Raw genomic sequence first — 15,999 nt, 5'->3', positions numbered from 1 at the left:
ATTTTTTTCCTATGCTTTTCGCCCGATCTAGGTAGATTTTCCGGTAAGCGAGGAGTTCCTACCATTCATCGTATTGTTACCAATCTGAAAAATGGGTTTTTGGTCCTTCTCATTCCCACCGTTTTTCTGCTTCTCCCCGGTTGCGGGGATATTTGGGAGAAGGCCGATCATCCTCCCGTTGTCCAGGGAGTTTTGGAATTAAAATCCCATGATCTAGAGACCCAAGGTCCCGTATTATTATCCGGACTCTGGAAATTCCGTTGGTTATTTTGGAAGAGCTTTGGATCGGAAGACCAAGGCACATACGAAATGCTTCCTGTTCCTGCTTCTTGGAACGGAAAGAACGGAACTAGATTGGGAGAAGGATACGGAACCTACGAACTCACAATCAAATTAAACAGAGACTACGGAGAATTGGCTCTTCTAGTGCAAGAGCAGAGTTCTTCCTACTTCTTGTATGTGGATGGCAAGTTACTCGCGTCCTGCGGAGAAGTAGAATTCCCTAATGCAACCGATAGCACTATATTCGAAGTCAAGCCTGCTTGGTGCACTAGATTCGTAACATTCTATCCACAAGGCGACGAGGTCCGAGTGGATATGCAGATCGCTAACAAGGAGCATCGACTCGGAGGCTTTTGGGCTCCGATGAGATTTGGGACGGCAAAGAATTTATCCCAGGTCTGGCACGGAGAAAGATTCATGGATGTCTTTCTCGCAGGAGGGCTTTTTTGCATAGGACTACTGCATTTGATCTTTGCGGTAGTGAGAAGGGGAGAGGCCGCCTCTTTTTATTTCGGATTGTACTGTCTTATCATGGCCATAAGAGGCATCTTTGCCGGAACGAGAGTCATTTCAGAATATCTTGATTTTATAAAGTATTCTCATTTTATAAGGATCGAATATATTACTTTCTATCTTGCGATCCCAGTCTTCTTGAACTATATTCTTTCCGTATTCCCTAGAGAATTAAAAAGGATCCTAGTAGATCTGGTCTGGTGGATCGCTGCGGGTGCCTGTTTAGTTGTGCTTATCTTTCCTGTGCGGATTTTTACGTATACGGTTACGATCTATTATCTGGTTGCCTTTCTTGCCGGAACATTAGGGCTATTCTCTCTTACAAAAGCCGCATTGAGAAAAAGAAAAGGGGCTCTAATCATTCTTGCCGGGTTCGTGTTCGTGTATGCTGCATTGATCCACGATATCTTATATGCTACCTTCTTCTTAGATACCGGATATTTTACGAATATAGGTGCATTTATCTTTCTGATCGCTCAATCCGTGTTCTTATCCATTCGTAGTTCGGATAACCTGGACAGACTCTTGGATCTTTCTAGAAACCTAGAAAAGAGAGTAGAGGAAAGAACAAAGCAATTGAGAAATGCCCTTCGCTTGATCCAAAACGATCTGAATATCGCAAGAGAGATCCAAAAGGGGCTCTTGAATCTTGAGGATGGTTCGGATCGACTGATTGGAGGAGTTCGATTTAGAATATTACACAAACCTCTTGCAGAAGTAGGAGGAGATCTTTACGATATAGTAGAATTATCTGATGGAAGGATCCGTATCTTTCTTGCGGATGCGACAGGACACGGGATCCAAGCTGCACTCATTACCATCCTGATCCGAAGCGTGTATGAGGATCTGAGATGGAAGGAAGGAACTCCTGGTAGTATATTATCCGAAATGGGTTCCGAATTTCATGGAAAGTACGGGAATGTTGCCACTTACTTCTCAGCGGCAATCTTAGAGATCTCACCGAATCGAGAAAAGTTAACCCTCTCTTTAGCGGGAGCTCCTCCTATACTAGTCCAAACACAAGATGAGGAGCATGTGGTGGAATGCGAGAATCCTCTCGTGGGGCTATTGCAGAGTTTTCAATTTACGGATCGAGAGATTCCTCTTACGAAACACTATAGGATCTTGAGCTTTACGGATGGATTAACTGAGTCCGCGAGACTTCCCGGAGACTTCTTCGGAATGGAAAGAGTATTGGCTTCTCTCCGAATGGGAGGGACTCAGAATTTACAGGATCTTCTTTCGACCATTCATTCCGATTTGCAAAAGTTTTTAGGAAGTGCTGAACCCAAAGACGATTTACTCTTAATCGGTATAGAGGATCAGAGAAACTAAATAGAAAGGACGACGGAATTTTTCAGGGAATAACGAATGACTTTTTCTTTTAAATTTCCGGATATTGAGGATCTTTCTTAGTAAAGGGTGTTCGTTTTCTAGTTTTATTGTATTGATCTCTGAAAAAGATGGTTAGAGAGATGGTACACGGGACATTCTAACGAATGAGTTCCCGAAATCATTACCTAGTAGAGGACCCTATGGCATACAAGCTCGACGGGGCAAAATTCCCCACTTTGGAAGAGCTCATCACGGCTCTTTATCCACTCTATGCGGATAAAATGAGCGAAGCTGAATTTAGAAAGTATGTTCAGGATAATGTGAAGGAGGAATAGTCTTCCTTCTTCCTCCCTGTAGGTAATCGGGAAACTGCCTTAGTTTTGCTTGTCAATTCGGGCCGTTTTCCTTAACCTCGCGGCATGCCTTTTTTTCAGAAGAAGTGGAGACTCGCTCCAGCTTGGCGTAGACCTTTACTCTTACTCGCCTCCTTTCTTATTTTAATTATCAAATTCAGTTTTCTATTCAGCCAGGATACTCTTTCCGGTTGGAGCCTTCATGCTCAGACTCATTTAGCAGAAATCTATGATTCTCTTTTGGATGGGGGACAATCTCTGGGTTATGACACCCGTTGGTTTTCGGGCATGCCTGTCTTTTATTATGAGCCTCCTTTCTTCTATTTCATGGTGGCCATCCTTCATAAGACCGTATTTTTTTGGTCTTCTCTTTCTCTCTCCTTCAATATTGGGATTCTGGTTTCGATCCTTCTATTCACTTATGCATTCATCAAATTCAGTCTTCTTCTATTAAGCGAAACGAATCACAGAGCGAATACGGTCATGCTCGCTATGTCTGGACTGTTATTCTTCTTTCTATGCGCAGGAGAAGAGCCATTCGGCCTTTCTTTAGTAGGGCTCTTTAACGGATCCGTAACTGGATTCTTCGGGCTCGGCTGGAGTTTATTAGGATTTTATTATTTAGAAAAATATAGGACCACTGGAAAGCTCTCGTCCTTGGCGAAATACTTGGTGGTAAGCGCGTGCGTTTACTATTCGGATTTTCCTTCCTCTATGTTCTATTTGGTTTCCTTACTCATTTACTTCCTGTTCTTGGGAGAAGAGTTGGGAAAGAGAGCCTTCTCGCTCGTATTTTTCATTCCATTGATTTTCGCTGCTCCAGTTTGGTGGAACTTTCTGAAATATTCCTCCTATCGAGCGGAGACATTCCCTATGGAATCCACTCCTGGACTGATTTCAATCTTGGGATCCGGAGCATTAAAACCGATTTGGGAAGGAAGCGGACTTTTCGCTTTCTTATGGAATTTCATTGTGGGTCTACATTGGATCCAAGCCGTTTTTCCGGTTCTATTTCTATTAGGAATTCGTTTTATACTAAAACGTAAAATATTTCCTCCTGCTTCTAGATTCGTTTTCTTTGCGAGTCTCATCTTCTATTGGATTGGTGTAGATACTTCTCTTTCTAAGTTTTTTCCTGGCTTAGGATTTCCTTGGTATAGAGCTCTAGATCTTTCCCTTCTATTTTTAACCTTATCCGCTTTAGAAACTGCGGTGCATCTCTTAAAGAACAAGACGTCCACATTGGTAGGACAATATTCAGTAGTGGCACTTCTATTCTTTGCATTGATTCGTTTCTTTCTCTGGCATCCTGAATTGGAATGGAAAGAGAATACTACTTTTTTAAAGGACAGTTTCTCGAGCACAGGAATGAAAGAAGTCGAAGCGACTCTTTCTGAATTGCCAAAGGATTCAAAGATCTTTCCGGAGATCGACTCTCATAGAAAATGGGGGGACAGTCCTTTTACTCTCGGACTTATCATTCGTAGAGCAGGACACAGAAATATTCTGGGAATGGAAGCAGATGCTTCTCTTTCTTCTCTTGCCATCCAACCTTATTTGAGTCGTTATTTGCCTTGGACTTCCTGGAAGAGAAACCCAGGTTACGAGGAGGAACTTCCGGATGAAGAAGCGGGAAGAGGACTACATCGATTCCTTCAATCCAACGGGACTTCTTATATCTTAGGTTCTACGGAGAAACTTTATAGAATTTTAAAGTCGAATCCGAGTCGATTTGAACTCGTCAAGGGTTGGGTCAACGAAGAAGGATTGCAGACTAATGAAAGTCCTACTCACACTTACGAGAAAGAATTGGAAAATAAGGCGTTCTTATTCTTGTTCCGAGTCAAGAATCCAGGAAGTGATCTTGCGCTTTTGACGGAAAAAGCTTGGGGAGTCGCTGATTACCGGGAGTTGACCGGAGGAAAAGCACTTAGACCAAAACGATTCTTATACAATACCAATGAAGCCATTCTACATGAAGGTTTGGATAGCGGGATCGTATTTGCAAGGATAGGAAAGAAGGAGATCCAAAATGCCGGCGGGAATTTATCCCAATGGTTTCAGGGAATCCTAGTATTAAATGTTCCTCCTGCACAAGCATTTTGGAAAGAAGAATTAAAGGCGGAGTTCGGTGACTTACAATTCTTAGATCGAGATGAATTCTTAGGACGCTTCTTTCCTGTAAAAGAAAGATCAAAATTAGAAGTCGAGGTCCCCACGTTAGCCGAGATTCCGATCCTGCCCAGGGTTTTCTCCGATGAATCAATACTGAGTGAAACAGAAACCGCTACTCTTAGCCCAGAGATAAAGGAGACCGGAAAGAAATCGTATTGCAGGATCGTTCGTAGATCTTTCTTTCCGAAATGGGAAGATGAGAACGGAGGAGTTCTTTTTCAAACCCAGAGAAATGAGATTTTGGTCTGTTCTCAAAATCCGGATGTTCAATTGAAATTCTGGAAGGGAAATTCTCCCTTGCTCACTATCGTGATGTTCTTGTTGCCGGTGCTATTTCTATTCGCTTCCTTCATTAAAGGAAGGTGGTTTTTCCGTTGATCCGTTTGTACGGAAACAAGCCGTACTCTCGCTTACAATTCGTATCGAATCTATTATTGGTATTGTTCGGAGGGGCCTTGCTCTCCGGGCTTTACTATGGTTGGAGTTCCTACGCCTGGGGAAATATTCTAATTCATGGCTTGGAAGGTGGACTCGTAGGAGCGATCTGCGACTGGTTTGCCGTTTGGAAGACGTACAAAGCAGTAGAATCCCAAAGTGAAAGCATCGCAGAAGAGATAGGAAATTGGGTCTCTTCCGATCTGATGAGCGAACACAAATTGAAATCCTACTTGGATGAGATCCTAGATGAGCCTGAAAATATTCGTGTCATACGAGAACTCTTGGACAAACATATCCATGGAGAAAAGGAAATCAGGGAATTCTTAGATCTTATTTGGAATAAGGTAGAAGAAGATATCGTAATTTACGTAACCAACTTCAAATTCTCCGGAGCCGACAAACAAATATTACATGAATTGAATAGAAGAAAAGAGATCCTAATGACTGTCCGCTTTCTTGTAGGAGAAGCATTGGTCAAAGCGACAGACAAGGAAGATTTCGGAGAAAGGATCGATAAGATCACTAAAGGACTTTCCTTTCTCGCAAAGCCTTTGATCTGGCTTATCGATCCTAAAAAACGGATCCGAGAATTCGGAGAAGGATTGAAAGACGGAAAAGATTTCCAAACGGAAGAAGAGGAAGTGCTATTCGAAGTCTTCTCCTTATTCTCCGAATGCGCGGAGCTTTATGTAGGCTCCTGGAATGAATTGCCGAATCATAAGAGGGAAGAGGCGGTCAGGGCGCTTGCTGATTTCGGAAAAGAACAGTTGAATCGTCTCATTAGCGAGCTTGTTCTAACTCATAAAGAAGAATTATCTAAGCTAGAGAATTTAAGAGAATACGGTCCTATTAGAGGATTATTAGAATTTCTCAGATCTAAAACAAGCGAGTCTGTATCACAATATGTCGGCGAACAAATAGCCAAGGGATTAAAGCTATTAGAACCGAAACAATTTCGTGAAAATTTGGAAACAAAGACCAGAAGGGTCTTAGAAAGGATCCGAATTAATGGAAGTTTGCTCGGTTTTTTAGTAGGATCTTGCATCGGAATTCTCGTCTTATTATTCCAAAACTAGGAAAGATTTTATCTCTTGCCTAATTTTATATCCAATTATAAAGATTGATTTCCATGAAGCTTCGAGTAACTGCTCTTCTTCTTGCTTACCTTGCGTTCAGCAATTGTTATTCGAGCACTGTTTTCTATTTTCATAATTTACGAATGAATCAAATTCCTCCCGGAGTGCAGCAAGCCTTGTACAAACAGGATGAGAAGGCCTGCGGGGATTCGGTTCGGAATATACTTCTTCGCATTCCCCAAAAGAATCCGAGCGCTACTCATATACGCGACCTAGAGATCCTTAAGAAAGAAGACGGATTATTCAGCAGTTGTTATAGATTGCATTACGGTTTGGAGATCTCGCATTGAAATTCCTCCAACCATTTTTGATATTAACGTTTCTCCTTTTTCTTTCGAATTGCTTCGGAGAGTCCTTGGTGTACAGGGTAGAAAGAGTTCGCCCAGCTAAGGACAGGCCGGTCTTCACCAACCAAAAGGTAGAAGGAGAAGATTGCGTAGCTTTGATCTTTCCGCTTTTCTTTGGAAGATTTATGCCCGATCTACAAAGAGCTTACGATAATGCGATAGAAAAGGCTCCTGCAGGAACTCTATCTTTGTCTAATGGAGAAGTCTATAATCGAGGATTCTTTCTTCCTCCTTTGTTCTTTATTCGTTGCGTGGTTGTGTCCGGCCTTCCTAGCACAGAGTAGAAAAAATCAGTTTGGCAAAAAACTGGTCTTATATACTTTAAACATGAACTAATTGACAATACCTATGTCTAATTAGTAATCGCCCAAGAAAAGGGCGAGAAGGAGATACAATGGAAGCGGTCGTTCATAAGGCAAATACAAGAGGAAAAGTGGATTTCGGTTGGCTCAAGTCCAATCATACTTTTTCTTTCGGAAACTATATGAACCCGGAAAGGATACGATTCGCATCATTACGAGTTTTGAATGATGATATCGTGGCTCCGGGCAGGGGGTTCGATCCGCATCCACACCAAGATATGGAGATCATCTCGATCCCATTGACGGGATCCTTAGAGCATAAGGACAGCATCGGTACTTCCGGTGTGATTCGCTCTGGTGAAGTGCAAGTCATGTCTGCAGGAACAGGGATCGTTCATTCGGAATACAATCATTCCAAAACGGATCCGGTGAATTTTCTTCAGATATGGGTGCTTCCTGATCGAAGAGGGGCTGAGCCTCGGTACGATCAAAAGCAATTTTCGGTCGAAGATAGAAAGAATAAATTCCAAGTAGTGGTTGCTCCTAAGGAATCCGAAGAAGGTCTTTGGATCAACCAAAATGCTTGGTTTTCCTTGGGAAATCTGGATGTAGGAGTAGAAGCTTCTTATCAGCCCAAGAATAATGAGAGAGGTGGAGTTTATGCTTTTCTAATATCAGGAAAAGTGAATATAAACGGAACAGAACTCTCAGTGAGAGATGGCGCAGGATTTCCTGGAGCCGATCTCTTGAAGGTAAAAGCCTTAGAAGGCTCGGAACTTCTCTTGATGGATGTTCCAGAGATCGTTTAAGTTAAGTTGCTCTATGGGGAATTTTCGTTCAGAAGATTCCCCTTTTTTATTTGTAGGAACACAGTTCCCACGAAGAAATAGGCAAATTTTTTCGATTGTGTGAATGACGATTTTCTGGTATAGGGAATTCGCTTCTCCCACGGGCCACTCCCCCCGATCCCGAAGATGGGTGGGGGCTGTTCGGATTTGAATCTCCCTTTCGATTTGGTCTGCACGCGCTTATTTTCATGGTCCACTCGTTTGACTTCACTTCGTTCGTCACTCTTACGGGAATCTTGCTCCCTATGGGTCGCTCGATTGGGTGGGGGCTGTTCAAATTCCCTACTTCAGTTCTCCTGGTTCCACGAAGAAGGTTCGAATAGAGCCATCTCTCAGAAGACGGATCCCTAATTTTTTTCCGATCGATGATTCATCCAAAATCTTATGAAGATCGTCGATGGTATGAATATCCTTCTCAGCCAGGCCAATGATTAGATCGTTATTCTTGATTCCTGCTCGGTCCGCAGGAGAGCCCGACTCGATAGACATTACGAGTATTCCCGAATCCAATTGAAGCCTGTTCATGGATTTAGTGTGAGAAGGGATCTTCTGATTTTGACCTGCGATCCCAAGATACCCTCGTTTGACAGAGCCATGAGTGATCAGACGAGTAATAACATATTCAGCGGTATTAGAGGCGACTGCAAAACAGATCCCTTGTGCGGGAAGAATGATCGCAGTGTTGATCCCGACAATTCTACCTTGGGAGTCGACTAAAGGGCCGCCGGAATTTCCAGGGTTGAGTGCGGCATCCGTTTGGATTACGTTGTCTATCAATCTTCCATTACGAGAACGTAAACTTCTTCCGAGAGCGCTTACCACTCCTGCGGTGACAGTAGATTCGAAGCCGTAAGGATTTCCGATTGCTACTACGAGTTGTCCTACTTTTAATTTTTTGGAGTCCGCAAAAGAAGAATGAGGAAATGAATTTCCATGTACTTTCAAGACTGCTACGTCAGTATGCGGATCATTTCCGACAAGCTCTGCTTCCTTACTGGAACCGTCCGAAAGATTTGCTTGGATCTTCTTTGCTCCGTCCACCACATGACTATTCGTAGCAATATATCCGTCCGGTGTAAGAAAGAAACCGGAGCCACTTCCACCTTCTCCTTTTGCATTCGAAACTTGTAAATGGACCACACTTGGTCCTACGTTCTCGACGGCTCGAATCACTGATTTTGAATAAGCGTCTAAGATCTCTTCTTCTGAGTAAGATTCGTTTGAGCCAGAAGCCTCCTTAGAGTCTTTGTTCTTACTTTCGTGAATAGAAGATATGAAATCGTTGGTTGAATTCGTGAATAATACCATAATACTTCTTGGACTCCCTGCTCCAATATAAGAGTCCCAAAAAGAATAAAATTACTAGATGAAATGAATGGTCCGAATCTTGTTTTTCTAAACCGAACCGCGTTCTATTGGAATAGAAATCCGAATTCGAACGAAAAGGGCAGTCACTCAGAAAACTTAGAAATCCTATAGAAGGAGAGAAAGCGGAAGTAGTTTAGAAAAAATGAATACTTATCCGCTTCTTATATTGGAATTATTTTTTATATTCTTCCGCTTTGGGAGAGACAGGCTTATAGTAAACTGTGGTGGTCCCTTGAGAAAACATCTCCGGCACAGTTCTCCTCCAGTTTACAAAATGAGGGGTGTCTAAATGCGCCTTTCGAATGCTTTCGCTTTCATAGGCCTCTATTAATAGAAACCTTCCATCATCTCCGTCGTTCTGCAACAGATCGAAGCGAAGTATTCCATTTTCTTTCAAAGATGCTCTGGATAATTCGGAACTGATCTCCAAGAATTCTTGGATCTTTTCGGGAAGTATTTTGTAGGAAGAAACGGTGATCACCATGCGCCCCAGTTTCAAGATCCGAATTTCTTTCGCCAGAAAAAAAAGATGGATCGAATCCTATAGAGATGAAAGTTTTTCCCTTATGAAAATAAAAACTCCCATTACGGAGATGCTTGGTATCGATCTGCCCATTATCGGGGCTCCCATGTTTCTCGTTTCTTATCCGGATCTAGTTGTAGCAGTTTCCGAAGCAGGTGGTTTGGGAACATTTCCATCCCAAAACTATCGCAGTTTGGAAGAATTAAGAAGGGGATTGGAAGAGATACGTTCTCGCACCAAGAAACCTATCGGTGTTAACTTAATTTTACATAAATCTCATAATCCGAACTGGGCCAAACATTTTGAGATCCTCTTGGAGTTCAAAGTGGAATTGATCATCACAAGCTTAGGAAGCCCTCGTTCTATTATAGGAGAAGCTAAGTCTGTGGGAACTAAGGTATTCTGCGATGTTACCACACTAAAGCATGCGAATATCGTAGCTAAGTCCGGCGCTGATGCGTTGATCGCCGTATCTCAAGGAGCCGGGGGACACGCAGGTGCAATCTCTCCATTCAGTTTATTTCCATACTTGAAAAAGGAAGTGGGACTTCCTGTGGTTGCTGCTGGCGCCATCAGTGGAGGAGCCCAAATGGCAGCGGCCATGTCCTTAGGAGCGGATGCAGTTTATGTGGGAACTAGATTGATCGCAACGAAAGAAGCTTCCGCTTCTTCGGATTACAAGAATATGATCGTAGATTCAGCTCCGGAAGAGATTGTTTATACCGAAAAGATTTCTGGGATCCCTGCCAACTGGTTGAAACGCTCTGTCGAAAAAGCTGGAGATAATTTCCATGCAGAAGGAACCGGAGATATAGACCAAGAATTCAAACGTTGGAGAGATATTTGGTCGGCCGGTCATGGTGTGGCTCAGATCGATTCGGTTGTGCCGGCGGGAGATGTAGTCAGAAGTATGGCTCAGGAATATTCTGAAATCTTAAAGAACTTACCTAAACTCAATTAAGGTTTTAGAATATAATAAACCCCGAGGCCTTTTGAAAGCTCGGGGTTTTCTATGTAATCTCTCTGGATTATTTTTTATCGGAAAAGCTGACCGGAATGAGATGGAACACTCCGAATACGAAAACTTGTAGAGCATCCGAGGTTTTAAATCCACCTCTATCTTTCGCACGGAAGGAATAGATTGCTGTTTCGATCACATGCATTCCCAAAATGACCCATCCAAGAAGGACGACGATCCCGTCTAACTCGGGCAATACGTGTACGATTTGAGTTACTAACCCGATCCAAAGCAGCCAAAAAGCTCCGGTGGCAATTTTGGATCCTGTCATAAATGCGCTCATTTTCTTTCTCTCCTAGGGGCTGATTTCCGGTATAACAACTGATACAGAAATCCAGTCAACAAGAAGTTCCCCTTTCCGAATTGGAAACGTTGTTCGCTATGAGCTTAAAATCAGAATCTAAAATTGCCGAAGCGTCTTAACCTCCGGCTTCTACCTCGATCTTCTCGTCTTGTTCTGCTTCGTTTAGAACAGGACTCTCTATTTGATCCAATAAAGACTTCAGAAGATCATAATATGGAAGTACCTTGGGGCCGATGGATTTTCCCAATTTATTCTCGTAAGAAGTTCGGAGAGTAGCTTCCTCATCTCCTCCTAGCGGATAAGAAGAAGCGGCTTTTCCTTCCCAAAGAATTTCCTTGGTATCACATTTCTGCATAGAAGCGGAGATAGTAAGTCTCATTCCATTGGAAGAAGGACCTAAAACCGCAGGAAGAAGCCAAACTAGAAAACCTGGAGTGCTTCCATTCAAGGATTCTTCCAACTTCAATTTGAGAACTCCCTGAGACTTTCCGATTTGGACTCCGCAATTTACATTCTTATTCAAAGGATCCGGATACACTATAAATTCCTTATGATGTGCGAGTTCTTGCTCCGCTATGGATTTTGCAAGAGTCGCTTCTGTAGGATTTATCTTCGAGTCAGGAGAAATTGAGATCGTAAGCCGTTTGAAATTGCTTAGTGATTTTTCGTAATTCGGAGATTGTTTCACCTGCTTCACGGCGCAGTTCATTAAGAATAGAACCGAAATTGCAAGTAACAAGATTCGAAGTTTGGAATTCATTTCTTCTTTCCTGTTTTTTTCTTGGCCGGAGTCTTCTTCTTAGCAGCTTTTTTAGGTAAAGGCCGCTCTTCTACTTTTGCAAGAGTAGAAGGAAGAGAAGTCTCTGAACTTTCTTCATCCGGTCCGAATCCAAGAGGAACCGCTTCCGATTTCTCGGACTTTCTTCCTCTATAAGCTAAAACTAATATAGCTGGCAAAAGTGTAAGTGCAATCAATAGACAGGCCGCGATTCCGATGGTCGCTACGTTTCCAATAGAATGAAGTCCTCTTTGATCTGCGAGAAGGAGAGCACTCCAACCTACTAAAGTAGTCAGGGTAGAAGCGATTACCGCCGGTCCGACCATTGCCATGGCTTTCACTATATCGTGATCTTCCCTAAATCTATAATAGATATAGATCCCGTTTTGGATTCCATAACCGATGATAACTGGAAACACTAACACATTCATAAAGTTTAATTTTAAATTTATGAGTGCCATGAAGCCGACTGTCACCACGATCCCCAATAAAAGAGGGATCAAGGAGAGAAGCGCAGGCAAGAAGGCTCTATAGAATAAGATTAGGACTACAATCACTAACGCTAAGGTTACGAAGAAGGCGATGAAACCTTCTCTCTTTACGATCAACACTAGGTTTGCGAAAAGTACTAAACTTCCTGCAGTATCCGTTTGAAAAGTATAAGAGCGGATCTGTGCGATATCCTTATAAGGCCTATGTTCCAGTATCGTGTCTACTGTTCCAGGAAGCACCTTAACCGAGAGAAGTTTTTCCTTAGAGTAAGTGTTCAAGGCACGAAGAAGCACCTTTGTCTCTTCTGGAGAGTAATTCTCTTTTACTGGATCCAAATATCCTTTTCCAGTGATACCAGTAGAATACAGGATCGAATTCAGAGTCCTTCTGGAAACCTTAGGTACTTCTATCCTTCCGATCGCAGCAAAGAATTCTAATAATTTTCCACCGTGCCAAAGAGCTACCTTAGGATAGAGAAATAGAAGATGTCCTTTTTCTTTCGAGTTGGGAACTTCTTTGAATTGGCTCGCGAAATAGTCTGGAACTTCTTTATAATCGTATGGCTTAACCGAGAGAAATAGCTTCGCTTTTGGAAGATATTTTCTTTGCTCCGGTTTTAAGAAAGAAGGCTTCACAGGCTTCATATCCTTGGAAAGCTGATCCAGTATTTTGCGATTCTCCAATTGCTGGGTATAAGGAGGAACGAAATTCCAAAGAGAAACTACCTGATCCACAGAGCCGGCGATCTTATCCGGAACCGGACTCAAATAATCGAAGACTGCTTCGGATTCTTCCAAGGTCTTTACTACGATCGCTTGAGGATCGGAGGAAATATCGAATCTATCACCGATCTCGTCGTATAGATTTACGGACTCCAGGTTTTCTACGAGAAGGTTTCTACCGTTCACATCGAATTGCACCTTAGGAGCAAAGATCCCGAGTAAGATCACGAGAACCAATACGGTAATAGAAAGTACTCCAGGCCTGGAGTAAAATCTTCTCAAAAGTCCGGAAGGGGTCTGTTGATCTTCACTCAATACGAATAGTTTCGCAAGAGAAGGGAACCATTTCAGAAGAAGTGCAATTTGCAATGCAGTGACTCCATACATTGCGATCGCGATCATGATGATCCCGTAAGTAGCGATGATCCCGAACTCGCTGAATCCTCTGAATTCCGAGAAAGATAGAACCACAAATGCAGAAGTGGTAGTCAATGCCGAGCTAAAAGAAGCGATTCCAGTATGATAGATCGTATCCTTGATCGCTCGAACGATGTCCTGCTTCTTGGTGAATTCTTCTCTGAATCTGTATAAGAACTGGATGCCGTAATCGATCCCAAGACCCATCAGAATCGAACCGATGATACTTGTGATGCTATTCAATTCTCCTATGACGAGTCCGGTCAATCCGAAGGTCATGAGTAGTCCACTTATTAAGGAGAATAATAAGATTACGATAAAAAGAGGATTACGGAAGAATAATAGAAGAAGCAGTGCAATCCCTAAGAAAGATGCTATACCGATCGGCTTCAATGCTCGGACCAGAGTTTCGTAATCGTCCTGGTTTAATTTATAAGCGCCTGTATAACCTGCGTAGATCCCTTCTTCTTCTAACTTTAGGTCTTTGACGATTCCTTGTACCCAAACATCCAATTTTTCCAAGAACTGAATGTCCACGAAAGAACCAGTAGGCTTAATTAGAACGATAAGCATTCCCTTGTCTGGAGAAATATTATATTCATCGAATATATCTCTCTTAGCCAGCTTCTGGTATTTGGAAATGATATCGGAAAAATCCGGATTGTATTCTTCATTCGTGAGTTTGATAAAGAAAGGATTCGCTTTTTCGATCTCATCATCGATCTTATGCTTTATCCTTTTTCGGATCTCAATCAAGTCCTCGGTTTTTAGAAAAAGAGGAAGTCTATCTTGTAAGAAGGAAACATTATAGCGAAAGGAAACATATCGTACCATTTCCTTGTTTTCCAGAAGAGTTGCCGCTAAACGATCTGAGGTTCTTTTTAATGCAATCTCCTTTGCCTTGTAATAAGCAAGGTTCTTGCGTTTTGCCTCATCAGCGAGTTCCAACTCTTTCTTCTGGGTTTCCGGATCTCCGTTTCTTTTGGCTGCAAAGGCTTTCGCGAGATGCTCGCTCATTCCCTTGTCATCTTTAAACTTGAGGGCCACAGTATAGAAGCCGCTTCCCCCAACCATCTCGATGACCTTTTTGGTCTGTATTACGGAAGGATTATCGGAAGGAAGGAGTTGTAAGTTATCGCTATTGATGGAAAGTCTTTGCGCGTAGAAAATGGATAGCGCTAGAACAATGACTAAGAGGAGAGAGGAAGCGGCCGGTCTGGTTAAGACGAATTCGACCGTTTTAGATAGAAACTTTCTCATCAGTTTTTAGCTGCTTTGCGCACTAAGTCGATCGTGCCCTTGATCCCGTTCTTCTTGATAGAAGGGTCTATGTTCTTTATTCGATTGATCTCTGTGGCAAGTTTGCCTTCCGTTTCAAAGTCGCTGATGTACCATGCACCTTCCACTTCGGAAAGAATCCAAGCGAACTTGATCTGATCGGAACCTTTGTATAAAATAGAAGAACCGATCCTAGCGTTAGTTGCGTTCACAGTCGGTTTCTCGTAAGTAATATCGATCTTGTCGAAATATTTAAGAGCGATCGGAAACGCTTTGTTAACGATATATTCCCCGATTGCTTCCTCAAAATCTTTTCTGTCAGCTGCAGAAACCTTGTGACCCACTAACAATTTTTCGGAGAATTTTCCGACATGGATCAAGGCGAGAGCCTTATCGTTCTTTTTATATCGGATGAAGCCGATGAGTTTTTTAACGGAGGCTAACGTTTGGTCTTCTACCGAAACCTCGGGAGAAGGAGACGGATTTTCTGAGGGAGCCTGAGTCTCTTCGGCAAACAGAATGCCTGAAGAAAGAAGAAGTAAGCAAAGTAGGGAAGTTCTAAAAAGTCTCACAGTATTACCTAAGGAGGTGGGTCCGAAGAAAAAATTTTACAATCGCGTGAAACCGATCGCGCTTCGGCCCGGATAATATTACAGTAATCGAAGACGAACACCTAAGTCAACGGAAAATAGCCTAGGTCTTTTGGCACTAAGCGTTTGGTTTCTTCCAATCCAAGACTCCCTTGGACTCGAAATATTCCAGATCTTTAGCTTCGTCCAAGTCTGACAATACTGGGAGAAGTCCCACTTGTTTACGGGCCCATTGCATCTTTTCCAGACTTCTGGAAAACACTGTTTCCGTACTCCATTCTATTCCTTGAAAGAGTTCCGGAGTATCCGACTGCAGACCAACTAGATAGTAGCCGCCGTCTTTTGCCGGTCCTAGGATAACGTCTTTATTTTCTAATATACGAAATGCTTCCTTAATATGAAGCGCGTCTAACTCAGGACAATCACTTCCGATTAACACGGATAAGGTGGCTCCGTTTTGAAAGGAATATTGAAAAGCATTTCTCATCTTCTCTCCCAAATCCTTTCCTTGTTGCAGACGAATATGCAGAGGAGAATGACCCCAACTCCCTAGATCGGAAGGATTGGGAAGATAAGAGTCGAACCAGAGGACCTTGGTCACGTCTACTTCCTTGCAGGCATCTCTCGTTTTTTCCACAAGAGCCTGATAAACCTCCAAAGCAGCTTCTTCGCCAATTTCTTTTGCGAGTCTGGTCTTTACTTTTCCTGGAATCGGGTTCTTTAGAAATACGTGTAAGATTGGGCCTTTCATCTGAGAAACCTCGGGGTCCTTTATATTTT

At 42.7% G+C, this 15,999-nt stretch carries 15 protein-coding genes; 8 read left to right on the top strand and 7 right to left on the bottom strand.

What is annotated here, in order from left to right:
• Positions 1-192: 192 nt before the first annotated feature.
• The 7 genes from EHO59_RS18010 to EHO59_RS17980 all read left to right on the top strand — a co-directional run bounded on the left by EHO59_RS18010 (position 193) and on the right by EHO59_RS17980 (position 7,690).
• The gene (locus EHO59_RS18010; RefSeq protein WP_246053052.1) at positions 193-2,130 is read left to right on the top strand and encodes a PP2C family protein-serine/threonine phosphatase; all 1,938 of its coding nucleotides are present in this window, start codon (positions 193-195) and stop codon (positions 2,128-2,130) included.
• Positions 2,131-2,294: 164 nt separating this feature from the next.
• Positions 2,295-2,465 carry a hypothetical protein gene (locus EHO59_RS18005; RefSeq protein ID WP_167882123.1) on the top strand — a complete coding sequence of 57 codons (171 nt, stop codon included), beginning with the start codon at positions 2,295-2,297 and terminating at the stop codon, positions 2,463-2,465.
• A gap of 84 nt (positions 2,466-2,549) precedes the next feature.
• A complete protein-coding gene (locus EHO59_RS18000) occupies positions 2,550-5,036 on the top strand; it encodes a hypothetical protein (protein ID WP_135589814.1) in 2,487 nt (828 codons plus the stop codon).
• Positions 5,021-6,172 (top strand): DUF445 domain-containing protein, encoded by a 1,152-nt coding sequence (locus EHO59_RS17995; RefSeq protein WP_246053050.1) that lies wholly within the window; start codon positions 5,021-5,023, stop codon positions 6,170-6,172. Before EHO59_RS18000 ends, EHO59_RS17995 begins: the two co-directional genes overlap by 16 nt.
• Positions 6,173-6,225: 53 nt before the next feature.
• The gene (locus EHO59_RS17990; protein ID WP_135589813.1) at positions 6,226-6,522 is read left to right on the top strand and encodes a hypothetical protein; all 297 of its coding nucleotides are present in this window, start codon (positions 6,226-6,228) and stop codon (positions 6,520-6,522) included.
• Positions 6,523-6,590: 68 nt separating this feature from the next.
• Complete coding sequence (locus EHO59_RS17985) at positions 6,591-6,863, top strand: hypothetical protein (protein ID WP_246053048.1); 273 nt, start codon at positions 6,591-6,593, stop codon at positions 6,861-6,863.
• Positions 6,864-6,973: 110 nt separating this feature from the next.
• The gene (locus EHO59_RS17980; RefSeq protein WP_135589811.1) at positions 6,974-7,690 is read left to right on the top strand and encodes a pirin family protein; all 717 of its coding nucleotides are present in this window, start codon (positions 6,974-6,976) and stop codon (positions 7,688-7,690) included.
• 321 nt (positions 7,691-8,011) lie between these two features.
• Here EHO59_RS17980 and EHO59_RS17975 read toward each other — a convergent pair whose 3' ends face one another.
• Both EHO59_RS17975 and EHO59_RS17970 read right to left on the bottom strand, forming a co-directional pair.
• Positions 8,012-9,037, bottom strand: a complete 1,026-nt coding sequence (locus tag EHO59_RS17975; RefSeq protein WP_135589810.1) for a S1C family serine protease — start codon at positions 9,035-9,037, stop codon at positions 8,012-8,014.
• A 232-nt stretch (positions 9,038-9,269) separates the two neighbouring features.
• Positions 9,270-9,581, bottom strand: a complete 312-nt coding sequence (locus EHO59_RS17970; protein ID WP_135589879.1) for a putative quinol monooxygenase — start codon at positions 9,579-9,581, stop codon at positions 9,270-9,272.
• Between the two features lie 82 nt (positions 9,582-9,663).
• Between EHO59_RS17970 and EHO59_RS17965 the strand changes: the two genes are divergently transcribed.
• Complete coding sequence (locus tag EHO59_RS17965; RefSeq protein ID WP_135589809.1) at positions 9,664-10,581, top strand: NAD(P)H-dependent flavin oxidoreductase; 918 nt, start codon at positions 9,664-9,666, stop codon at positions 10,579-10,581.
• Positions 10,582-10,648: 67 nt separating this feature from the next.
• On the opposite strand, the gene EHO59_RS17960 is transcribed toward EHO59_RS17965, so the two are convergent.
• From EHO59_RS17960 to EHO59_RS17940, 5 genes are all read right to left on the bottom strand, one after another.
• Positions 10,649-10,921, bottom strand: a complete 273-nt coding sequence (locus EHO59_RS17960) for a hypothetical protein (RefSeq protein ID WP_135589808.1) — start codon at positions 10,919-10,921, stop codon at positions 10,649-10,651.
• Between the two features lie 136 nt (positions 10,922-11,057).
• Positions 11,058-11,702 carry an MXAN_6521/LA_1396 family lipoprotein gene (locus tag EHO59_RS17955; protein WP_135589807.1) on the bottom strand — a complete coding sequence of 215 codons (645 nt, stop codon included), beginning with the start codon at positions 11,700-11,702 and terminating at the stop codon, positions 11,058-11,060.
• Positions 11,699-14,611: an efflux RND transporter permease subunit gene (locus EHO59_RS17950; RefSeq protein ID WP_135589806.1), complete on the bottom strand. Its 2,913-nt coding sequence runs from the start codon at positions 14,609-14,611 to the stop codon at positions 11,699-11,701. Before EHO59_RS17950 ends, EHO59_RS17955 begins: the two co-directional genes overlap by 4 nt.
• The gene (locus tag EHO59_RS17945; protein WP_135589805.1) at positions 14,611-15,201 is read right to left on the bottom strand and encodes an ABC transporter substrate-binding protein; all 591 of its coding nucleotides are present in this window, start codon (positions 15,199-15,201) and stop codon (positions 14,611-14,613) included. Before EHO59_RS17945 ends, EHO59_RS17950 begins: the two co-directional genes overlap by 1 nt.
• Before the next feature lie 136 nt (positions 15,202-15,337).
• On the bottom strand, positions 15,338-15,970 hold the full coding sequence (locus tag EHO59_RS17940; protein ID WP_135589804.1) for a TIGR04282 family arsenosugar biosynthesis glycosyltransferase: 633 nt from the start codon (positions 15,968-15,970) through the stop codon (positions 15,338-15,340).
• Positions 15,971-15,999: the final 29 nt, after the last annotated feature.

Source organism: Leptospira semungkisensis, from assembly GCF_004770055.1.
GTDB classification, from domain to species: Bacteria; Spirochaetota; Leptospiria; order Leptospirales; family Leptospiraceae; genus Leptospira_B; species Leptospira_B semungkisensis.
This window is presented reverse-complemented; position numbering and strand designations above follow the sequence as displayed.